Source organism: Hymenobacter yonginensis, from assembly GCF_027625995.1.
Classification (GTDB): Bacteria; Bacteroidota; Bacteroidia; order Cytophagales; family Hymenobacteraceae; genus Hymenobacter; species Hymenobacter yonginensis.
In genome coordinates this window covers 2,849,433-2,863,974 of the sequence record NZ_CP115396.1, presented here as the reverse complement: position 1 = coordinate 2,863,974, position 14,542 = coordinate 2,849,433, and the positions used below count along the sequence as shown (strand labels likewise).

Sequence of the window (14,542 nt, the reverse complement as noted above, 5' to 3'; positions counted from 1 at the left end):
CAAGCGCAGTACATTTACGCCTTTACTTTTCGATGCTGCCTACATATGGGTCTGAAATCCGTTCTGAGCCGGCCGCTGGCCGCCTACGTTGCCCGCCAGTACGCCCAGTGGCAGCAGGACCCTATCGGCACGCAGCAGCGGGTGCTGCGCGGGCTGCTGGCGCAGGGCGCCCGCACCGCCTTCGGCCGCGACCATGACCTGGCCACGGCCCGCACCGCCCAGGACCTGGCCGCCCGCGTGCCCGTGCGCGACTACGAAGCTTTGAAGCCGTATTTCGAGCGGGTGAAGGCCGGTGAGGCCGATGTGCTTTGGCCCGGCAAGCCGCTGTATCTGGCCAAAACCTCGGGCACCACGTCCGGCGCCAAGTACATCCCGCTGACCAAGGACAGCATCCCGAACCATATCAACGGGGCGCGGGATGCCCTGCTCCACTACGTGCACCGCACCGGCAAAAGCCGGTTTCTGGATGGCAAGCTGATGTTTCTGTCGGGCTCGCCGGAGCTGGAAACGGTGGGCGGCATCCACACGGGCCGGCTCTCGGGCATTGTCAACCACCACGTGCCGGCCTACCTACGCCGCAACCAGCTGCCCAGCTACGCCACCAACGTCATCGAGGACTGGGAAACCAAGCTCGACCGGATTGTGGACGAAACCCTGCCGGCGCCCATGACTCTGATTTCGGGAATTCCGCCCTGGGTGCAGATGTACTTCGACCGGATTGTGCAGCGCACGGGCCGGCCAGTGGGGGAGGTGTTCCCCGGCTTCGACCTGTTCGTGTACGGCGGCGTCAACTTCGAGCCCTATCGCAAAAAGCTGTTCGACACCATCGGCCGGCCCGTGGACAGCGTGGAGCTGTTTCCGGCCTCTGAGGGCTTCTTCGCCTTCCAGGACGAGCCCGGCAACCCTGGCCTACTGCTGCTGCTGGACGCGGGCATCTTCTATGAGTTCATCCCGGCCGAGCGGTTCTTCGAGCCCAACCCGCCGCGCCTGACGCTGGCCGAGGTGGAGCTGGACCGTCAGTATGCGCTGGTGCTGAGCAGCAACGCCGGCCTCTGGGGCTACTCCATCGGCGACACGGTGCGCTTCGTGAGTAAGTACCCGTTTCGGGTGGTGGTGTCGGGCCGCATCAAACATTTTCTGTCGGCTTTTGGTGAGCATGTCATCGGCGAGGAAGTGGAGCAGACCCTGCGCGAAGCCATGCGCCAGCACCCCGAAGCGGAAGTGGTGGAATTCACCGTGGCCCCCCGCGTCAGCGACGACCCCGCCGTGCCCTCCCGCCACGAGTGGCTGGTGGAATTCGCCCGTCATCCCCACGATCCTGCCGCCTTCGCCGCCGCCCTCGACACGGGCCTGCGCCAGCGCAACACCTACTACGACGACCTGCTGGCCGGCCACATTCTGGCTCCGCTGCTGCTCACGCTGCTGCCGGCCGGGGCCTTCCAGCGCTACATGAAAAGCCAGGGCAAACTCGGCGGCCAGAACAAAGTGCCCCGCCTGAGCAATGACCGGACGCTAGCCGAGGGGCTGCTGGGCGTTGGGTGAGTGAAATGCCGTAACTTGTTCTATTATCCGCTTCGATAAATCAGCCACTCGCAAAACGTCATTGCATTACGACCAAGATGCGGATGCTGCTGCTTTTTGGCGCTCCAAGAGCGTGGAGGAACGTATGGAAGCTTTGGAATTTTTGCGGCGACAAGCTTATAGTTTTTACTTTCTCGGCAATGGCACAGGCCAACCAGCTTACTCAGGAGTACAAAGAGTTTGTCGAGTTATTAAACGCCAACGGCGTTGAGTACATGGTGGTAGGAGCAGATGCTGTAGCCCGCTACGGCTATATGCGGGCCACTGGCGACATCGATATAATTTGGATAAGAGGAACGCATAGCTGCTATTTGTTTGCGTTGTCTTGCTACACTTAACAATCTGTAGCAAGCCTAAGCTGTAATGGCAGAAAGAGTAAGATAAATTGCGTTAAACTTTTGATTGTTAATTATCTATGATTGAGCTGTTTCCAGCTGTTCTGTCCGTATTCGCGATAATCGTTTTTCTAGCAATAAAACACTCTGCCATACATAAGCAAAAAGTAAAGGATGACGGATATCACACGTGGGCAATAGTAGTAGAGTACAAGAGCGAATTTGTACGTGTAGCTGGAACCTGGACTTGGTTACCATACCCACAGGTTGATTACATAACTGAGAACGGAACCCTACAACGCTGCCGTTTAAAATATGCCAGTAGTAGGGGGCCATTGCTGTACATAGGCGAAGAAGTCGAAGTGATTCTTTATAAAGATGTGCTTTACTATAAACCGGTACTTTCTGAAAGCTTTTGGTCACACATCAAACGTCTGTTATGGTGATTATATAACCTGAATGCCATTCAGCCGATCCTTGCATAAATGATAAATCAGTTAATCAAACCCACCCTCCACGCCCTCTGCCTGGCCTACGTGCAAGAGCGCATCGACGCCTGCCAGGCCGCCATCCGGGCCGCTCAGGAATCTGCCAACTCCGAAACCAAGAGCAGCGCCGGCGACAAGTACGAAACCGGCCGCGCCATGGCCCAGAACGAGCGGGACCGGAACGCCATCCAGCTCCAGCAGGCCCAGCAGCTCCAGGGCGAGCTGCAGCGCATCAACCCCGCCCTGCCCTGCGACACCGTGCGGCCCGGGGCGCTGGTGCGTACCAGCATGGGCACGTTCTACCTCGGCATCAGCGCGGGCAAGCTCACAGTAGAGGAGCAGGACTACTTTGCTGTATCAGCTGCCGCGCCGGTAGCGGCGGCACTGGCCGGCAAGCGGGCCGGGGAGTCAGCCGTGTTCAACGGCAAGCCGGTCCGGATTGAAGCCATTGCGTAGCGCGTGAAATGTGGTCCGGACTTCAGTCCGGGGCCCAAACACGCTGCGCAAACAGGCCCGTAGCTGGTACAGCGGTGTGCTCAGTCAGACGGGCTACGGACTGCAGTCCGGGCCACAGCCGACTACAGCCGTGGCAGCAGGCTGCCCAGGCCGCGGATGTTGAGGCGCACGAAGTTGCGGACCCGCTCGAATTTGGTGGCGGCTTCCTCCAGCTCCTCGTCCTTGTCCATGCGGCTGGGGCGGTGCGTGTCGAGTAGGGTGAAGATGGTGGCGGCCACGTCCATGTATCCCAAAATCATCAGAAACAGCAGTTTCTTGTCGTCCTCAGCGTAGCTTTTCTGGCGCACGGCTTTCACCAGGCTGTCGAGCTGGCTGGTTTCGTCCACGAACAGGTCGCGCAGTACGGCGCGCTGGTGCTGGTAGTCGAGCAGCTGCTGGGGCTCCAGGGCGGCGGCGGAAAAGGGAAATTCGGTGGTGAAGGCCGTGGCCGCCCGAAACTGCTTTTCGGCGGCGTACACGGTGCTCAGGTGTTTTTGCAGGCTGGCCCACAGGCCGGTGCGGGCTTTGTCGAAGGCAGCAGAAGCGGCGGCAGGTTCGTTCACGGGGAGTAGGCAGGTAGCTGAAAGAGCAAAGTACGCGGTTTTCGGGGCGGCAGGCCAGATTCCAGCCGAATGGTTCTGCCCGCACAGCCACGGCCGCCCACAACGCCCGCCGTGGCTGCCGCTAACTGTGCGGGCTTGCACTACCTTTGCTTACCCTAGTATCCCGATTTTTCTATGCCCTCTGAATTCCCCAAACGCGTCAGTCTGCTGGGCTCCACCGGCTCTATCGGCACCCAGGCCCTCGACGTGGTGCGCGCCCAGCCCGGGCGGTTTCTCGTTTCGGCCCTTTCGGCGCAGTCCAACGCCGACTTGCTCGTAGCGCAGGCGCGCGAGTTCCGGCCCGCCGCCGTGGTCATCGGCGACGAAGCCAAGTACCAGCAGGTGCGCGACGCCCTGGCCGGGCAGCCTGAAACCGAGGTGCTGGCCGGCGCGGCCGCTCTCACCGAAGTAGCCGCCCGCCCCGACACCGAAGTGGTGCTCACGGCCATGGTGGGCTACGCCGGGCTGCTGCCCACGGTGGCCGCCATCCGGGCCGGCAAAGACATTGCGCTGGCCAACAAGGAAACCCTAGTGGTGGCCGGCCAGCTCATCACCGGGCTGGTGCAGGAGCACGGCGTGCGCCTGCTTCCCGTTGATTCCGAGCACTCCGCCATTTTTCAGTGCTTGGTGGGGGAGGAGCAGAACCCCATCGAGAAAATCATCCTCACGGCTTCGGGCGGCCCGTTTCGGGGCCGCAGCCGCGAGCAGCTGGCTCAGGTCACGAAGGCTCAGGCCCTCAAGCACCCCAACTGGGACATGGGCGCCAAAATTACCATCGACTCGGCCTCGCTCATGAACAAGGGCCTGGAGGTGATGGAGGCCAAGTGGCTGTTTGGGCTGCGCAACGACCAGATTGAGGTGGTGGTGCACCCGCAGAGCATCATTCACTCGCTGGTGCAGTTTGAGGATGGCTCCCTAAAGGCCCAACTCGGGCTGCCCGATATGAAGCTGCCCATTCAGTACGCGCTGGGCTACCCGCAACGGCTGCCCAACGACTTCCCGCGCTTCCGCTTCCTCGACTACCCCCAGCTCACTTTCGAGCCGGCCGATACGGCCGCCTTCCGAAACCTGGCGCTGGCGTTTGCGGCCATGGAGCGCGGCGGCAACGCCCCCTGCATCCTCAACGCCGCCAACGAAGTAGCCGTAGCGGCCTTCCTGCGCGATGAGGTCGGTTTTCTACGAATGTCGGACGTGGTGGAGGAGTGCCTGATCCGGGTTTCGTACCTTGCCAATCCGTCGCTCGACGACTACGTGCTTACTGACAAGGAGGCACGGCGCGTCGCGCAGGAAGTCATTGGCTGAAGCGCGCGTAAGTACAAGGAACAGGGGCAGACAACTGACGACACGTTTATCGTTGTTTCCGTGTTTCATCCGCATCAGCCACCTCATCACCGTTCACTTCATCACCTAATTACTTTCCGTTGGAAATTCTCATCATGGCCGGGCAAATGCTGCTGGGCCTTTCCATTCTGGTTGGCTTGCACGAGTTCGGACACTTCGCAACCGCCAAATACTTTAAAATCCGGGTCGATAAGTTTTACATCTTCTTCGACTTCCTTTTTCCGCTGCCGAACGTGCTCAACTTCGCGTTGGTGAAGAAAAAAATCGGCGAAACGGAGTATGGCATCGGCTGGTTTCCGCTGGGCGGCTATGTGGCCATCCACGGCATGATCGACGAAACGCAGGACGCCGACAGCCTCGCCGCCGAGCCTCAGCCCAACGAGTTCCGGGCCAAGCCCGCCTGGCAGCGCCTGATTGTGATGCTGGGCGGCATCATCATGAATGTCATCACCGGCGTCCTCATCTTCACGCTGCTCACTTACTCGCAGGGCGATACGTACCTGCCGGCTTCCGAGGTGCGCTACGGCATCCTGCCCAGCAAGCTGGGCGAGGAAATGGGCTTCCGCGCCGGCGACAAAATCGTGAAAATCAACGGCCGCCCCTTCACCGAGTTCAACGACGTGTACAGCCCTGACGTGATGATGGGCTCCAACTCGTTCTACACCGTGGAGCGCCAGGGCCAGCTGGTTGACGTGCCCGTGCCGGCCAACTTCCTGGACCGCCTCTCCGACCAGGGCCCCGAGCGGTTTGTGATGCCCCGCAACCCGTTTGCCGTGGACCGGGTGAATTCCGGCAGCCCCGCCGCCGTGGGCGGCCTGCTCCCCAACGACCGGATCGTGCAGCTCGACAACAAGAAGGTGGAGTTCTTCCCCGAGTTTCAGAAAGACCTGCTAGCCCGCGCCGGCAAGCCCGTGAAGCTGACCGTGGAGCGCGCCGGTGCCCTGAAAACGCTGGACATCACCGTGGACGAAGAAGGCCACCTGGGCTTCTTCCCCAAGTCGCTGCTCAAGGAATCGGTGCGCTACTACTCCTTCGGCGAGTCGGTGCCGGTGGGCACCAAAAAGGCCTTTGGCGTCATCACCAACCAGATTACGGCCTTCGGCAAGATCTTCAAGGGCGAGGCTTCGTTCCGCAAGTCGGTGGGCGGCCCTTGGGAAATTGCCCAGCAGTACGGACCCACCTGGGACTGGGTCTGGTTCTGGACCATGACCGGTATGCTCTCGATGGTGCTGGCCTTCATGAACCTGCTGCCCATCCCGGCCCTCGACGGTGGCCATGTGGTGTTCTTGCTCTACGAAATGGTAGCTGGCCGCAAGCCTTCCGACCGGTTCATGGAGAATGCCCAGAAAGTAGGCATGATGATGCTGCTGACGCTTATGGCCTTCGTGCTTATCATCAACCCCATCCTGAAGAAAATCGGGATTTAAGTTGCTTCTGGAACTGTTAGCTTGCCGCTGAGATATATGCTGTTATCCAGATAGAAGCGGTCTGGCAGTTCGAGTGACTTCGAAAAACGCCTGACGATAGTTTGTCTTTGTACATACTGTTGTCAGGCGTTTTGCTTTCTTGCTGAAATTCCCGCTACCGTTCCCCGTTTTCCTTTTCTTGATGAGTACCCTCGAAGAGCAAAAAACGCAGTTGTTTCAGCACACCGAGCAGAAATTATTGCAGCAAGGTTTTACTATCGATAAGCAAGACAGGGCCCGGCCGTGGGGAGGATTTTTCGTAATAGATGAAAACCAGGCCCAGCGGTTTGCTGACGCCTATTTTGATAGCCTGTCGGTGGATACGCTGCGCATTTCCGGCAGGCTGAGCCCTAAAATCCTGCTGGTGGAGCCTGAGAAGCGCCTGTCGTGGCAGTACCACCACCGCCGCGCCGAAATCTGGCGCGTGGTGCAGGGGCCGGTGGGCGTGGTCACGAGCAGCACCGATGAGGAAGGGCAGCTGAAAACCTACCAGCCCGGCGAAACGATTACGTTGCGCCAAGGCGAGCGGCACCGCCTCGTGGGCCTGAGCGGCTGGGGCGTGCTGGCCGAAATCTGGCAGCACACCGACGCCGCGCAGCCTTCCGATGAAGACGACATCGTGCGCGTGCAGGACGACTTTGGCCGCTAGGATCACGAATTAGCACGGATTTTAGCGGATTTCACGGATTTTGTGGACGAAGCTGGTTTGGTTTTCCACATCACCTGAAACAGAAAGAGGCTTGCCAAACGGCAAGCCTCTTTCTGTTTTTGAAGTACTGAAACCTGTGTTACTCGGCCGTCAGGGCCGTGCGCAGGGCTTGTAGCAGCTTGGTTACGCCGGCTTCTTCGCCGGTGGTGCCGAGGTGCACGCGCAGGGTACGGCGGTGGTAGTCGTGCAGGGCCTGCAGGTCGCCAGCGGCCTGGGCGTTCTGGAACGTGCCGAACGTGTACGGGCGGCCGGGCAGGGCCAGGTCCTGGGCGTGGTCGGTGGTGATTTGCAGGAACAGGCCGGTGTCGGGGCCGCCTTTGTGGTACTGGCCGGTGGAGTGCAGGAAGCGCGGACCGTAGCCCGAAGCCGTGGCAATGTGCTTGCGCTGCTGTACCAGGGCGCGCAGCTCGTCCAGCTCGGCGTTCAGGGCGGGCGTTTCCATCAGGTAGGCCTGAATGCAGAGGTAGTCGCCGGCTTTGGTCTGGTCGAAGAAAGCGCGTAATACGTCGGCGGGAGTGGCGCCCGCTACGCTGGTGTAGTAGGCCAGGCCGTCCTGCTCCAGCACCGGGGAGCTGGTCTGGGGCAGCGCGCCTTTTTCCACCACAACTTTCATCAGTTGATCGGTGGCGGTTTTGGCGGCCTGCACGTTGGGCTGGTCGAAGGGGTTGAGCTGCAGCACGGCGCTGGCTACAGCCGTGGCTACTTCCCAGCGGAAGAACTCCTGGCCCAGGTCCAGCGCATCACGGAGTAGAATGGTGATGATCGGATGGCCCGCGGCCTGCAGTGCGGCCACTTTCTGGCGGTTTTCGGTGTCCGGCTGACTTTCGTAGCCCACGTACACGAACACGCGGTCCTGGCCATATACCTCGGGGCCGTTGAGCGGGTCGCCGGCCAGGGGCAGGATGCCTTTGTCTTCCTTGCCGGTGCTTTCGGCAATAAGCTGCTCCAGCCACAGGCCGAAGTCGGAGAGGCCGGCGGGCACCACCAGCGTGAGTTTGTCGCGGCCCTGTTGGGCCAGTACGCCCAGCGCCACGCCCAGCTCCAAGCCGGGGTTGTTGGCTACGTCGCCTTCCGAGCCACTGGCCTGCATCATGCCAATGGCGCGCTCCAGCAGCGTTTTGATGTCGATGCCATACAGCGCGGCCGGCACCAGCCCGAAGTAGGAGAGGGCCGAGAAGCGGCCGCCCACCTCCGTGAAATTCAGAAAAATGCGGCGGTAGCCCTCGGCGGTGGCCTGGGTTACGAATTTAGAGCCGGGGTCGGTGATGGCCACGAAGTTTTCGCCGGCTTTGTCGCCCTTCAACTCTTTCAGGCGGGCGTAGAAGTAGTCGCCGAAAGCCAAGGGCTCGGCCGTGGTGCCCGATTTGCTGGCTACCACAAACAGGGTTTCGGCTAGCGGCACGGCGTCTTCAATCTCGCGCACCGAGCCCGGGTTAGTGGTATCGAGCACGGACAGCGGAAGGCCGTCGGCGCTTTGCTCGAAGGCCTGCTTGAACACGATAGGCGTCATGGTGCTGCCGCCCATACCCATCACCACTACGTGCCGGAAGCCGGCGGCCTTCACCTCGCGGGCAAAGTCCTGGATTTCGCCCACTCGAGGCAGCATGGTTTCGGCTACGCGCAGCCAGCCCATGAAGCTGCGCAGGCTCTGCTGGGCGTCGGCGTCCTGCACCCACAGGTCGGCCTGCTTCTGCCAGAAGCCCGCCGTGAAGTATTTGTCGTTGAATTCCTGCAGCTTGCTGTCGACAGCGGCCTGGTAGGAGCCAAGCTGCATGGTCTGGGCCGGAATAGAGGTAGAAGGAGTGTTGTGCGCCATATCGGGTCAGTTGGAATGTTGCGAGAAAGAGGCTTATGGCGGCAGTGCCTAGCAGTAGGTGCCGGGTGAAGCCGCGCCTTGCCCGCCGCAAAGGTAGAGAAGCGCGTTACTTTTGCAGCCCTGCTCCTCGAAACCCGTCTGGTAGCCGCCGGCTGCCGCCCGGGGCCACCTGCGCGGACTGCCGGCCCCGGCACGATTATCGCCCCGGCCGGGTACCTGTCTTACTTTCCTATGATGTTCCGTAAACTCCTGTTGTTCTCGCTGCTGCTGCTGGCCTCGCTCACGGTATGGGCGCATACCTACCATGCCAGCATCCTGGATGTGCGCTACAACCCGGCCAAGCAACAGCTGGAAGTGGCCCTCAAAGTCTTCACCGACGACTTCGAGAAGGCCCTGTCGGTAGGGCAGCCGGCCCCCATCAGCCTCGACCAGACCCCGAAGCCGCTGGTGCAGCAGCTGACCACGGCCTTGCTGCGCAAGTCGCTGGCATTCGGGGGCCGGCCGGGCGAGGCGCTGCCGCTGCAGTTCTTGGGGCTGCAGAAAGAGCGGGATGCGCACTGGCTCTACTTCACCCTGAAAACCGCCCGGCCGCTCACCGGTTTCACGCTGCGCAACACGCTGCTGCTCGACCAGTTTCCCGACCAGATGAACATCGTGAACCTGGAAGCCGGCGGCAAAAAGCAAAGCCAGCTGTTCCGCGACGGCGAGGAAACCCAAAAGTTCAACTGGTAAGCTGGCTGTCATTGCGAGCAGCGCGAAGCAATCCTTCCTCTCGTGGCAGACACTTTCCTTACAGCAAAGCCCTCCGGCGGTAGGTTCGTAACCTAATGCCGGAGGGCTTTGTGCTTAATTTACGCTTAGCACAAGGAGAGGAAGGATTGCTTCGCTCCGCTCGCAATGACACCCGCTGGCGGGCACAGGCTGAAGCCTATGCTACAGTTGGCTACTTCCATTCACCGCCGCCATCGGCGGCGGGCTTCTTGCCTTCTTCGCCGTCGGGCCGGATGAGGCGGAACTCTACGCGGCGGTTGGTTTTGGCGTCTTCGTCGGTGACTTCCTCCTTCAGCGGCTTGGTGGAGCCGTAGCCGAAACTGTCGATGCGGTTGGGCTTGAGCTTGCCCTTGGTTTCGATGTAGCGCCGGATAGACTCAGCCCGCTCCTGCGAGAGTCGCTCGTTGAAATCCGGGTCGCCCTTGGAATCGGTGTGGCCCGTGATGCTGAGGCGGAACGTCGGGTGGTCAACCATGAACAGCGCAATGCGGTCCAGAATGGGCTGCATGGATGCCCGGATGTGCGACTTGTCCTGGTCGAACTCGATGTTCTGGAAAATCAGCGGCAGGCCGTAGTCAATCGAGTTGGTCATTAGCTTCATCACCGTGTCGCCACGCAGCTCAAACTTCTTCTCCAAGCTGAAGAAATCGGGGCTCTGGATGATCATCACGTAGTGCGAGCCGTCAATCAGGTCGAAGTCAAACGAGCCGTCGGGTCGCAGGTACTTGGCGGCTACCTCAATTCCGTTGTCGGTATCCACAATCGTGACGATGCCCCCCAGCGGCTTCCGGCTGACGGAGTCCATGAGCGTGCCCTCCACGTGCGTGGTGGCCAGCGGCTGCGCCTCCATCGGGAGCGGAAACGAGAAGAGGTCCAGGTTTTTCATTTCCTTTTCCTCGGAGCGGGCGTAATACAGGTTCTTCGACTCGCTGTCGATGGTGAAGTAGTACTCCGAACCCTTGCCGTTCACGAGCGGCCCAATGTTGCGGGGCTCCTGCCAGCGGCCCTGCACCCGGTAGGTTTTGTAGATGTCGAAGTCGCCGTAGTTGAGCAGCTGCCCGCGCGAGCTGAAGTACAGCACGTTGTAGAGCGGGTGGAAAAAAGGACTCACCTCGCTTTCCCGCGTGTTCACAATCGGACCCATGTTCATGGCCTTAGCCCACTGCCCGTTCTTGGTTTTGTAGGTGTACCAGATGTCCGACAGCCCGAAACCGCCCAGCCGGTCGGAGGCGAAATACAGCGTGTCCTCGCCGCGTGAAAGGGTGGGCTGCGAGTCCCAAGCGCCGGAGTTCACCTGGGAGCCCAGGCTCTTGGGCACGCTCCACTGCCCATCCTGAAACGTAGACGTGAACAGGTCGCAGTTGCCGTGGCAGTTGGGGCACTCGCAGCGGGCGAAGTAGATGGTTTTGCCGTCTTTGGTGAAGCAGGCCGAGCCCTCGTTGTAAGGCGAGTTGATGGGCTTGGGCAGTGGCTCGGCATCGGTCCACAGGTCGCCGTCCTTGCGCGACACGTACAAGTCTTCATCAATCACCTGCTTGATGCCACCGCGCACCTTGCGCTTCGACGAAAACAGCAGCATGCTGGCGTCTGGGTTCAGGGTAGGGCCGTAGTCTTCCACCGGCGAGTTTACGGCGTCGCCCATGGTGGTGAGCACGCCTTTGGGCGGACGGAAGGCCACGATGTTCTTGCGGTATTCCACCAGCTCGTAGTACACCTTCAGCGGCACGTAGAAATCGGCCGTCTTCTGTTCCAGCGAGTCGTAGTAGAGCTGGATCTTCTTCACATCCTGGCGGTGGTGCTTGAGGGCCAGGCGGTAATAGGCCTTGGCGCGCTCCTTTTCGCCTTCTTTTTCCAGAAGCTGGGCCATTCGCCACAGCATCGGGGTGTTTTTGTAGAAATTCTCAATGCCAAACTTGCCGATGTATTCGCCCAGTAGCACGCGGGTGCGGCCCCATTGGCGGCGCTTTTCAGCTTTCTGAATAGCCTTCAGCTCTTTTTTATTTTCGTAGAACGCTATCCGGTTGATGTTCGGAAACGTGGGGTTGGGGTCGGGGCGCGACCAGACCACCCGGGTGCGGGCATTGGCAATCTTCTGGCCCTGTGAAGCCAGCGGCAGTACTACCAGCCACAGCAGCAATAAAAAAGAACGGTACGAGCGGAACATAGCAGGATAAAACACCGGTGCCGGCCGGGGGCGGCGCGGGTCGTCAAAAATAGGAATTTTCAGGTACACCCCGCTATCGGCCGGTGGGCCTGCCGGAGTGGCCGGGCTAAGTGCCAGCGCGGCGTGCCCGGCGAGTCTGCCGCGGGGTGGCACGGCGCTTGTCAAACCCCTATCTTCGGTAGCAGGCGCCTTTATGCCCGGGCTGATTGCCGTGGTGCTGTCATTCTGGCACCGCCTGCCGCTTTTGTTTCGATTCGCGTATATGCCTTCTATTCCTGCTGCTTTCTCTTCGCCCTTCCTGCTGATGACCGACGACTCTTCCGATATCGTATCCATCGTAGCCTCCGACCCCGACCAGCCGCTCAATGGCCAGGAGTCGCCCGAAACGCTACCGCTGCTGCCGGTGCGTAACACGGTGCTGTTTCCGGGCGTGGTGCTGCCCGTCACCGTCACGCGCAAGAAGAGCATCCGGCTGGTGCGCAAGGCCTACCGCGGCAACAAGATTATCGGGGTGGTGGCGCAGAAAAACAACCAGCACGACGACCCCACGCTGGCCGACCTGTACCAGGTGGGCACCATGGCCAAGATTCTGAAGCTGCTGGTGCTGCCCGACGGCAATACCACCATCATCATTCAGGGCCAGTCGCGCTTCCAGATTGAAGAGGAGCTGCAAAGCACGCCCTACCTCACGGCCCGCGTCAGCTACGCTCCGGAGATTTTCCCTGACAAGGCTTCCAAGGAAGTGAAGGCGCTGGTGGCGTCGTTGAAAGACGCGGCCGCCAAGATGCTCAAGCTCAACCCCGAGATTCCGCAGGAAGCCCAGGTGGCCCTCGACAACATCGAGTCGCCGTCGTTTCTGACGCACTTTCTCTCGTCCAACATCAACGTGGAAGTGGGGCAGAAGCAGAAGCTGCTGGAAATCAACGATGGCGTGGAGCGCGGCACTATGCTGCTAGAATTGATGCTGAAAGAAATTCAGCACCTCGAAATCAAGCACGAAATCCACACCAAGGTCCACACCGACATCGACCAGCAGCAGCGCGACTACTTCCTGCGCCAGCAGATCAAGGTGCTGCAGGACGAACTGGGCGGCGGCGACAGCCCGGATCAGGAAATCGACAAGTTCCGGCAGCGGGCCAAGCTCAAGCAGTGGCCAGAATCCGTGGCCAAGCATTTCGCCAAGGAGCTCGACAAGCTGGGCCGCGTGAATCCGCAGGCCGCCGAGTACCCATTGAGCGTGAACTACGTGGAGTTTCTGCTGGATCTGCCCTGGGCCGAGCAGACCAAGGACAACTTCAACCTGAAGCGCACCAAGAAAATCCTCGATGCCGACCACTACGGCATGGAAAAGGTGAAGGAGCGCATCATCGAGTACTTGGCCGTGCTCAAGCTGAAGCAGGATCTGAAAGCGCCGATTCTGTGCCTCTACGGCCCGCCCGGCGTGGGCAAAACCAGCCTCGGCCGCTCTATTGCCAAGGCGCTGGGCCGCAAATACGTACGCATGAGCCTGGGCGGCGTCCGCGACGAAGCCGAAATCCGGGGGCACCGCAAAACCTACGTGGGCGCCATGCCCGGCCGCATCATCGCCCAGATCAAGAAAGCCGGCGCGTCCAACCCCGTCATCGTGCTCGACGAAATCGACAAGCTGGCCTCCGACTTCCGCGGCGACCCCAGCTCGGCGCTGCTGGAAGTGCTGGACCCCGAGCAGAATTCCACCTTCACCGACAACTACCTGGAGGTGGAGTACGACCTGAGCCGGGTGCTGTTCATTGCCACGGCCAACTCGCTGGAAACCATTCAGCCCGCTTTGCGCGACCGGATGGAAATCATCGACCTGACTGGCTACACGCTGGAAGAGAAAACCCAGATTGCCAAAAAGCACCTCTGGCCCAAGCTCCTCACCGACCACGGCCTGAGCACGAAAGACGTGGCCATCACCACGCCCGCTTTGTCGCGCGTGATAGACGACTACACCCGCGAGAGCGGCGTGCGCAGCCTGGAGCGCAAGCTGGGGGCCGTGGTGCGCAACATTGCCAAGAGCAAGGCCATGAAGGAGGAATTTCCGGCGGCGCTGGAGCCCAAGGACATTGCCCGCATCCTCGGCGCGGCCACCTTCGACCGGGACCTGTACCAGGACAACGAAACTGCCGGCGTAGTGACGGGCCTGGCCTGGACCAGCGTGGGCGGCGACATTCTGTTCATTGAAAGCCTGCTGAGCCGCGGGCGGGGCAAGCTCACGCTCAGCGGCCAGCTCGGCGACGTGATGAAGGAGTCGGCCATTACGGCCCTGAGCTATCTGCGCAGCCGCGCCGACGAGTTGGGCATCGACTACCGCCTCTTCGACCAATACGACCTGCACATTCACTTCCCCGAGGGGGCAGTGCCCAAAGACGGCCCCAGCGCCGGTATTGCCATCTTCACCAGCATTGCCTCGGTGTTCACGCAGCGCAAAATCCGCAGCCACCTCGCCATGACCGGCGAAATTACGCTACGGGGCAAGGTGCTGCCGGTGGGGGGGATCAAAGAGAAGATGCTGGCCGCCAAGCGCGCCGGTATCCGCGACATTATCCTGTGCCAGAAAAACCGCAAGGACATCGAGGAAATCCCCGCCGAGTACGTCAAGGACCTCACTATCCACTACGCCGACCGGGTCGACGACGTGCTGCGAGTGGCGCTGCTCGATGAGCTGGTGGCGCACCCCATGCCACTCGTCGTGCGCGACGAAGCGCCGGTAGCCCCTTCGCCCAGCGTGGAGGTGCAGTAGGGGTAGGAGT

11 protein-coding genes are annotated in these 14,542 nt (G+C 60.8%); 8 read left to right on the top strand and 3 right to left on the bottom strand.

Annotated features, from left to right (window positions below):
- The first annotated feature begins 45 nt into the window (after positions 1-45).
- The 3 genes from O9Z63_RS12335 (at position 46) to O9Z63_RS12325 (ending at position 2,860) form a co-directional block, all read left to right on the top strand.
- Positions 46-1,542: a GH3 auxin-responsive promoter family protein gene (locus O9Z63_RS12335; RefSeq protein WP_270125528.1), complete on the top strand. Its 1,497-nt coding sequence runs from the start codon at positions 46-48 to the stop codon at positions 1,540-1,542.
- A gap of 77 nt (positions 1,543-1,619) precedes the next feature.
- Positions 1,620-1,919, top strand: a complete 300-nt coding sequence (locus O9Z63_RS12330) for a hypothetical protein (protein WP_270125527.1) — start codon at positions 1,620-1,622, stop codon at positions 1,917-1,919.
- Between the two features lie 482 nt (positions 1,920-2,401).
- On the top strand, positions 2,402-2,860 hold the full coding sequence (locus O9Z63_RS12325; RefSeq protein ID WP_270125526.1) for a 3-oxoacyl-ACP synthase: 459 nt from the start codon (positions 2,402-2,404) through the stop codon (positions 2,858-2,860).
- Positions 2,861-2,982: 122 nt separating this feature from the next.
- On the opposite strand, the gene O9Z63_RS12320 is transcribed toward O9Z63_RS12325, so the two are convergent.
- Positions 2,983-3,462 carry a hypothetical protein gene (locus O9Z63_RS12320; protein WP_270125525.1) on the bottom strand — a complete coding sequence of 160 codons (480 nt, stop codon included), beginning with the start codon at positions 3,460-3,462 and terminating at the stop codon, positions 2,983-2,985.
- Positions 3,463-3,636: 174 nt separating this feature from the next.
- Between O9Z63_RS12320 and O9Z63_RS12315 the strand changes: the two genes are divergently transcribed.
- The 3 genes from O9Z63_RS12315 (at position 3,637) to O9Z63_RS12305 (ending at position 6,957) form a co-directional block, all read left to right on the top strand.
- Positions 3,637-4,803 carry a 1-deoxy-D-xylulose-5-phosphate reductoisomerase gene (locus O9Z63_RS12315; RefSeq protein ID WP_270125524.1) on the top strand — a complete coding sequence of 389 codons (1,167 nt, stop codon included), beginning with the start codon at positions 3,637-3,639 and terminating at the stop codon, positions 4,801-4,803.
- Between the two features lie 119 nt (positions 4,804-4,922).
- Positions 4,923-6,269: an RIP metalloprotease RseP gene (gene rseP / locus O9Z63_RS12310; protein WP_044016538.1), complete on the top strand. Its 1,347-nt coding sequence runs from the start codon at positions 4,923-4,925 to the stop codon at positions 6,267-6,269.
- A 181-nt stretch (positions 6,270-6,450) separates the two neighbouring features.
- Positions 6,451-6,957, top strand: coding sequence for a cupin domain-containing protein (locus O9Z63_RS12305; RefSeq protein WP_270125523.1), 507 nt, complete (start codon positions 6,451-6,453; stop codon positions 6,955-6,957).
- Positions 6,958-7,096: 139 nt separating this feature from the next.
- Here O9Z63_RS12305 and O9Z63_RS12300 read toward each other — a convergent pair whose 3' ends face one another.
- Positions 7,097-8,833, bottom strand: coding sequence for a hypothetical protein (locus O9Z63_RS12300; protein WP_270125522.1), 1,737 nt, complete (start codon positions 8,831-8,833; stop codon positions 7,097-7,099).
- 231 nt (positions 8,834-9,064) lie between these two features.
- On the opposite strand from O9Z63_RS12300, the gene O9Z63_RS12295 reads away from it, so the two are divergent.
- Positions 9,065-9,565, top strand: coding sequence for a DUF6702 family protein (locus O9Z63_RS12295; RefSeq protein WP_270125521.1), 501 nt, complete (start codon positions 9,065-9,067; stop codon positions 9,563-9,565).
- A 211-nt stretch (positions 9,566-9,776) separates the two neighbouring features.
- On the opposite strand, the gene O9Z63_RS12290 is transcribed toward O9Z63_RS12295, so the two are convergent.
- Positions 9,777-11,768, bottom strand: coding sequence for an OmpA family protein (locus O9Z63_RS12290; RefSeq protein WP_270125520.1), 1,992 nt, complete (start codon positions 11,766-11,768; stop codon positions 9,777-9,779).
- Positions 11,769-12,030: 262 nt separating this feature from the next.
- On the opposite strand from O9Z63_RS12290, the gene lon reads away from it, so the two are divergent.
- Positions 12,031-14,532 carry an endopeptidase La gene (lon, locus tag O9Z63_RS12285; RefSeq protein WP_270125519.1) on the top strand — a complete coding sequence of 834 codons (2,502 nt, stop codon included), beginning with the start codon at positions 12,031-12,033 and terminating at the stop codon, positions 14,530-14,532.
- The last annotated feature ends 10 nt before the right edge of the window (positions 14,533-14,542 follow it).

What these genes read in the sequence shown, in the direction of transcription:
- O9Z63_RS12335 (WP_270125528.1), top strand. Translation starts at nt 46, where the DNA reads ATGGGTCTGAAATCCGTTCTGAGCCGGCCGCTGGCCGCCTACGTTGCC.
- O9Z63_RS12330 (WP_270125527.1), top strand. Translation starts at nt 1,620, where the DNA reads ATGCGGATGCTGCTGCTTTTTGGCGCTCCAAGAGCGTGGAGGAACGTA.
- O9Z63_RS12325 (WP_270125526.1), top strand. Translation starts at nt 2,402, where the DNA reads ATGATAAATCAGTTAATCAAACCCACCCTCCACGCCCTCTGCCTGGCC.
- O9Z63_RS12315 (WP_270125524.1), top strand. Translation starts at nt 3,637, where the DNA reads ATGCCCTCTGAATTCCCCAAACGCGTCAGTCTGCTGGGCTCCACCGGC.
- O9Z63_RS12305 (WP_270125523.1), top strand. Translation starts at nt 6,451, where the DNA reads ATGAGTACCCTCGAAGAGCAAAAAACGCAGTTGTTTCAGCACACCGAG.
- O9Z63_RS12300 (WP_270125522.1), bottom strand. Translation starts at nt 8,833, where the DNA reads ATGGCGCACAACACTCCTTCTACCTCTATTCCGGCCCAGACCATGCAG.
- O9Z63_RS12295 (WP_270125521.1), top strand. Translation starts at nt 9,065, where the DNA reads ATGATGTTCCGTAAACTCCTGTTGTTCTCGCTGCTGCTGCTGGCCTCG.
- O9Z63_RS12290 (WP_270125520.1), bottom strand. Translation starts at nt 11,768, where the DNA reads ATGTTCCGCTCGTACCGTTCTTTTTTATTGCTGCTGTGGCTGGTAGTA.
- lon (WP_270125519.1), top strand. Translation starts at nt 12,031, where the DNA reads ATGCCTTCTATTCCTGCTGCTTTCTCTTCGCCCTTCCTGCTGATGACC.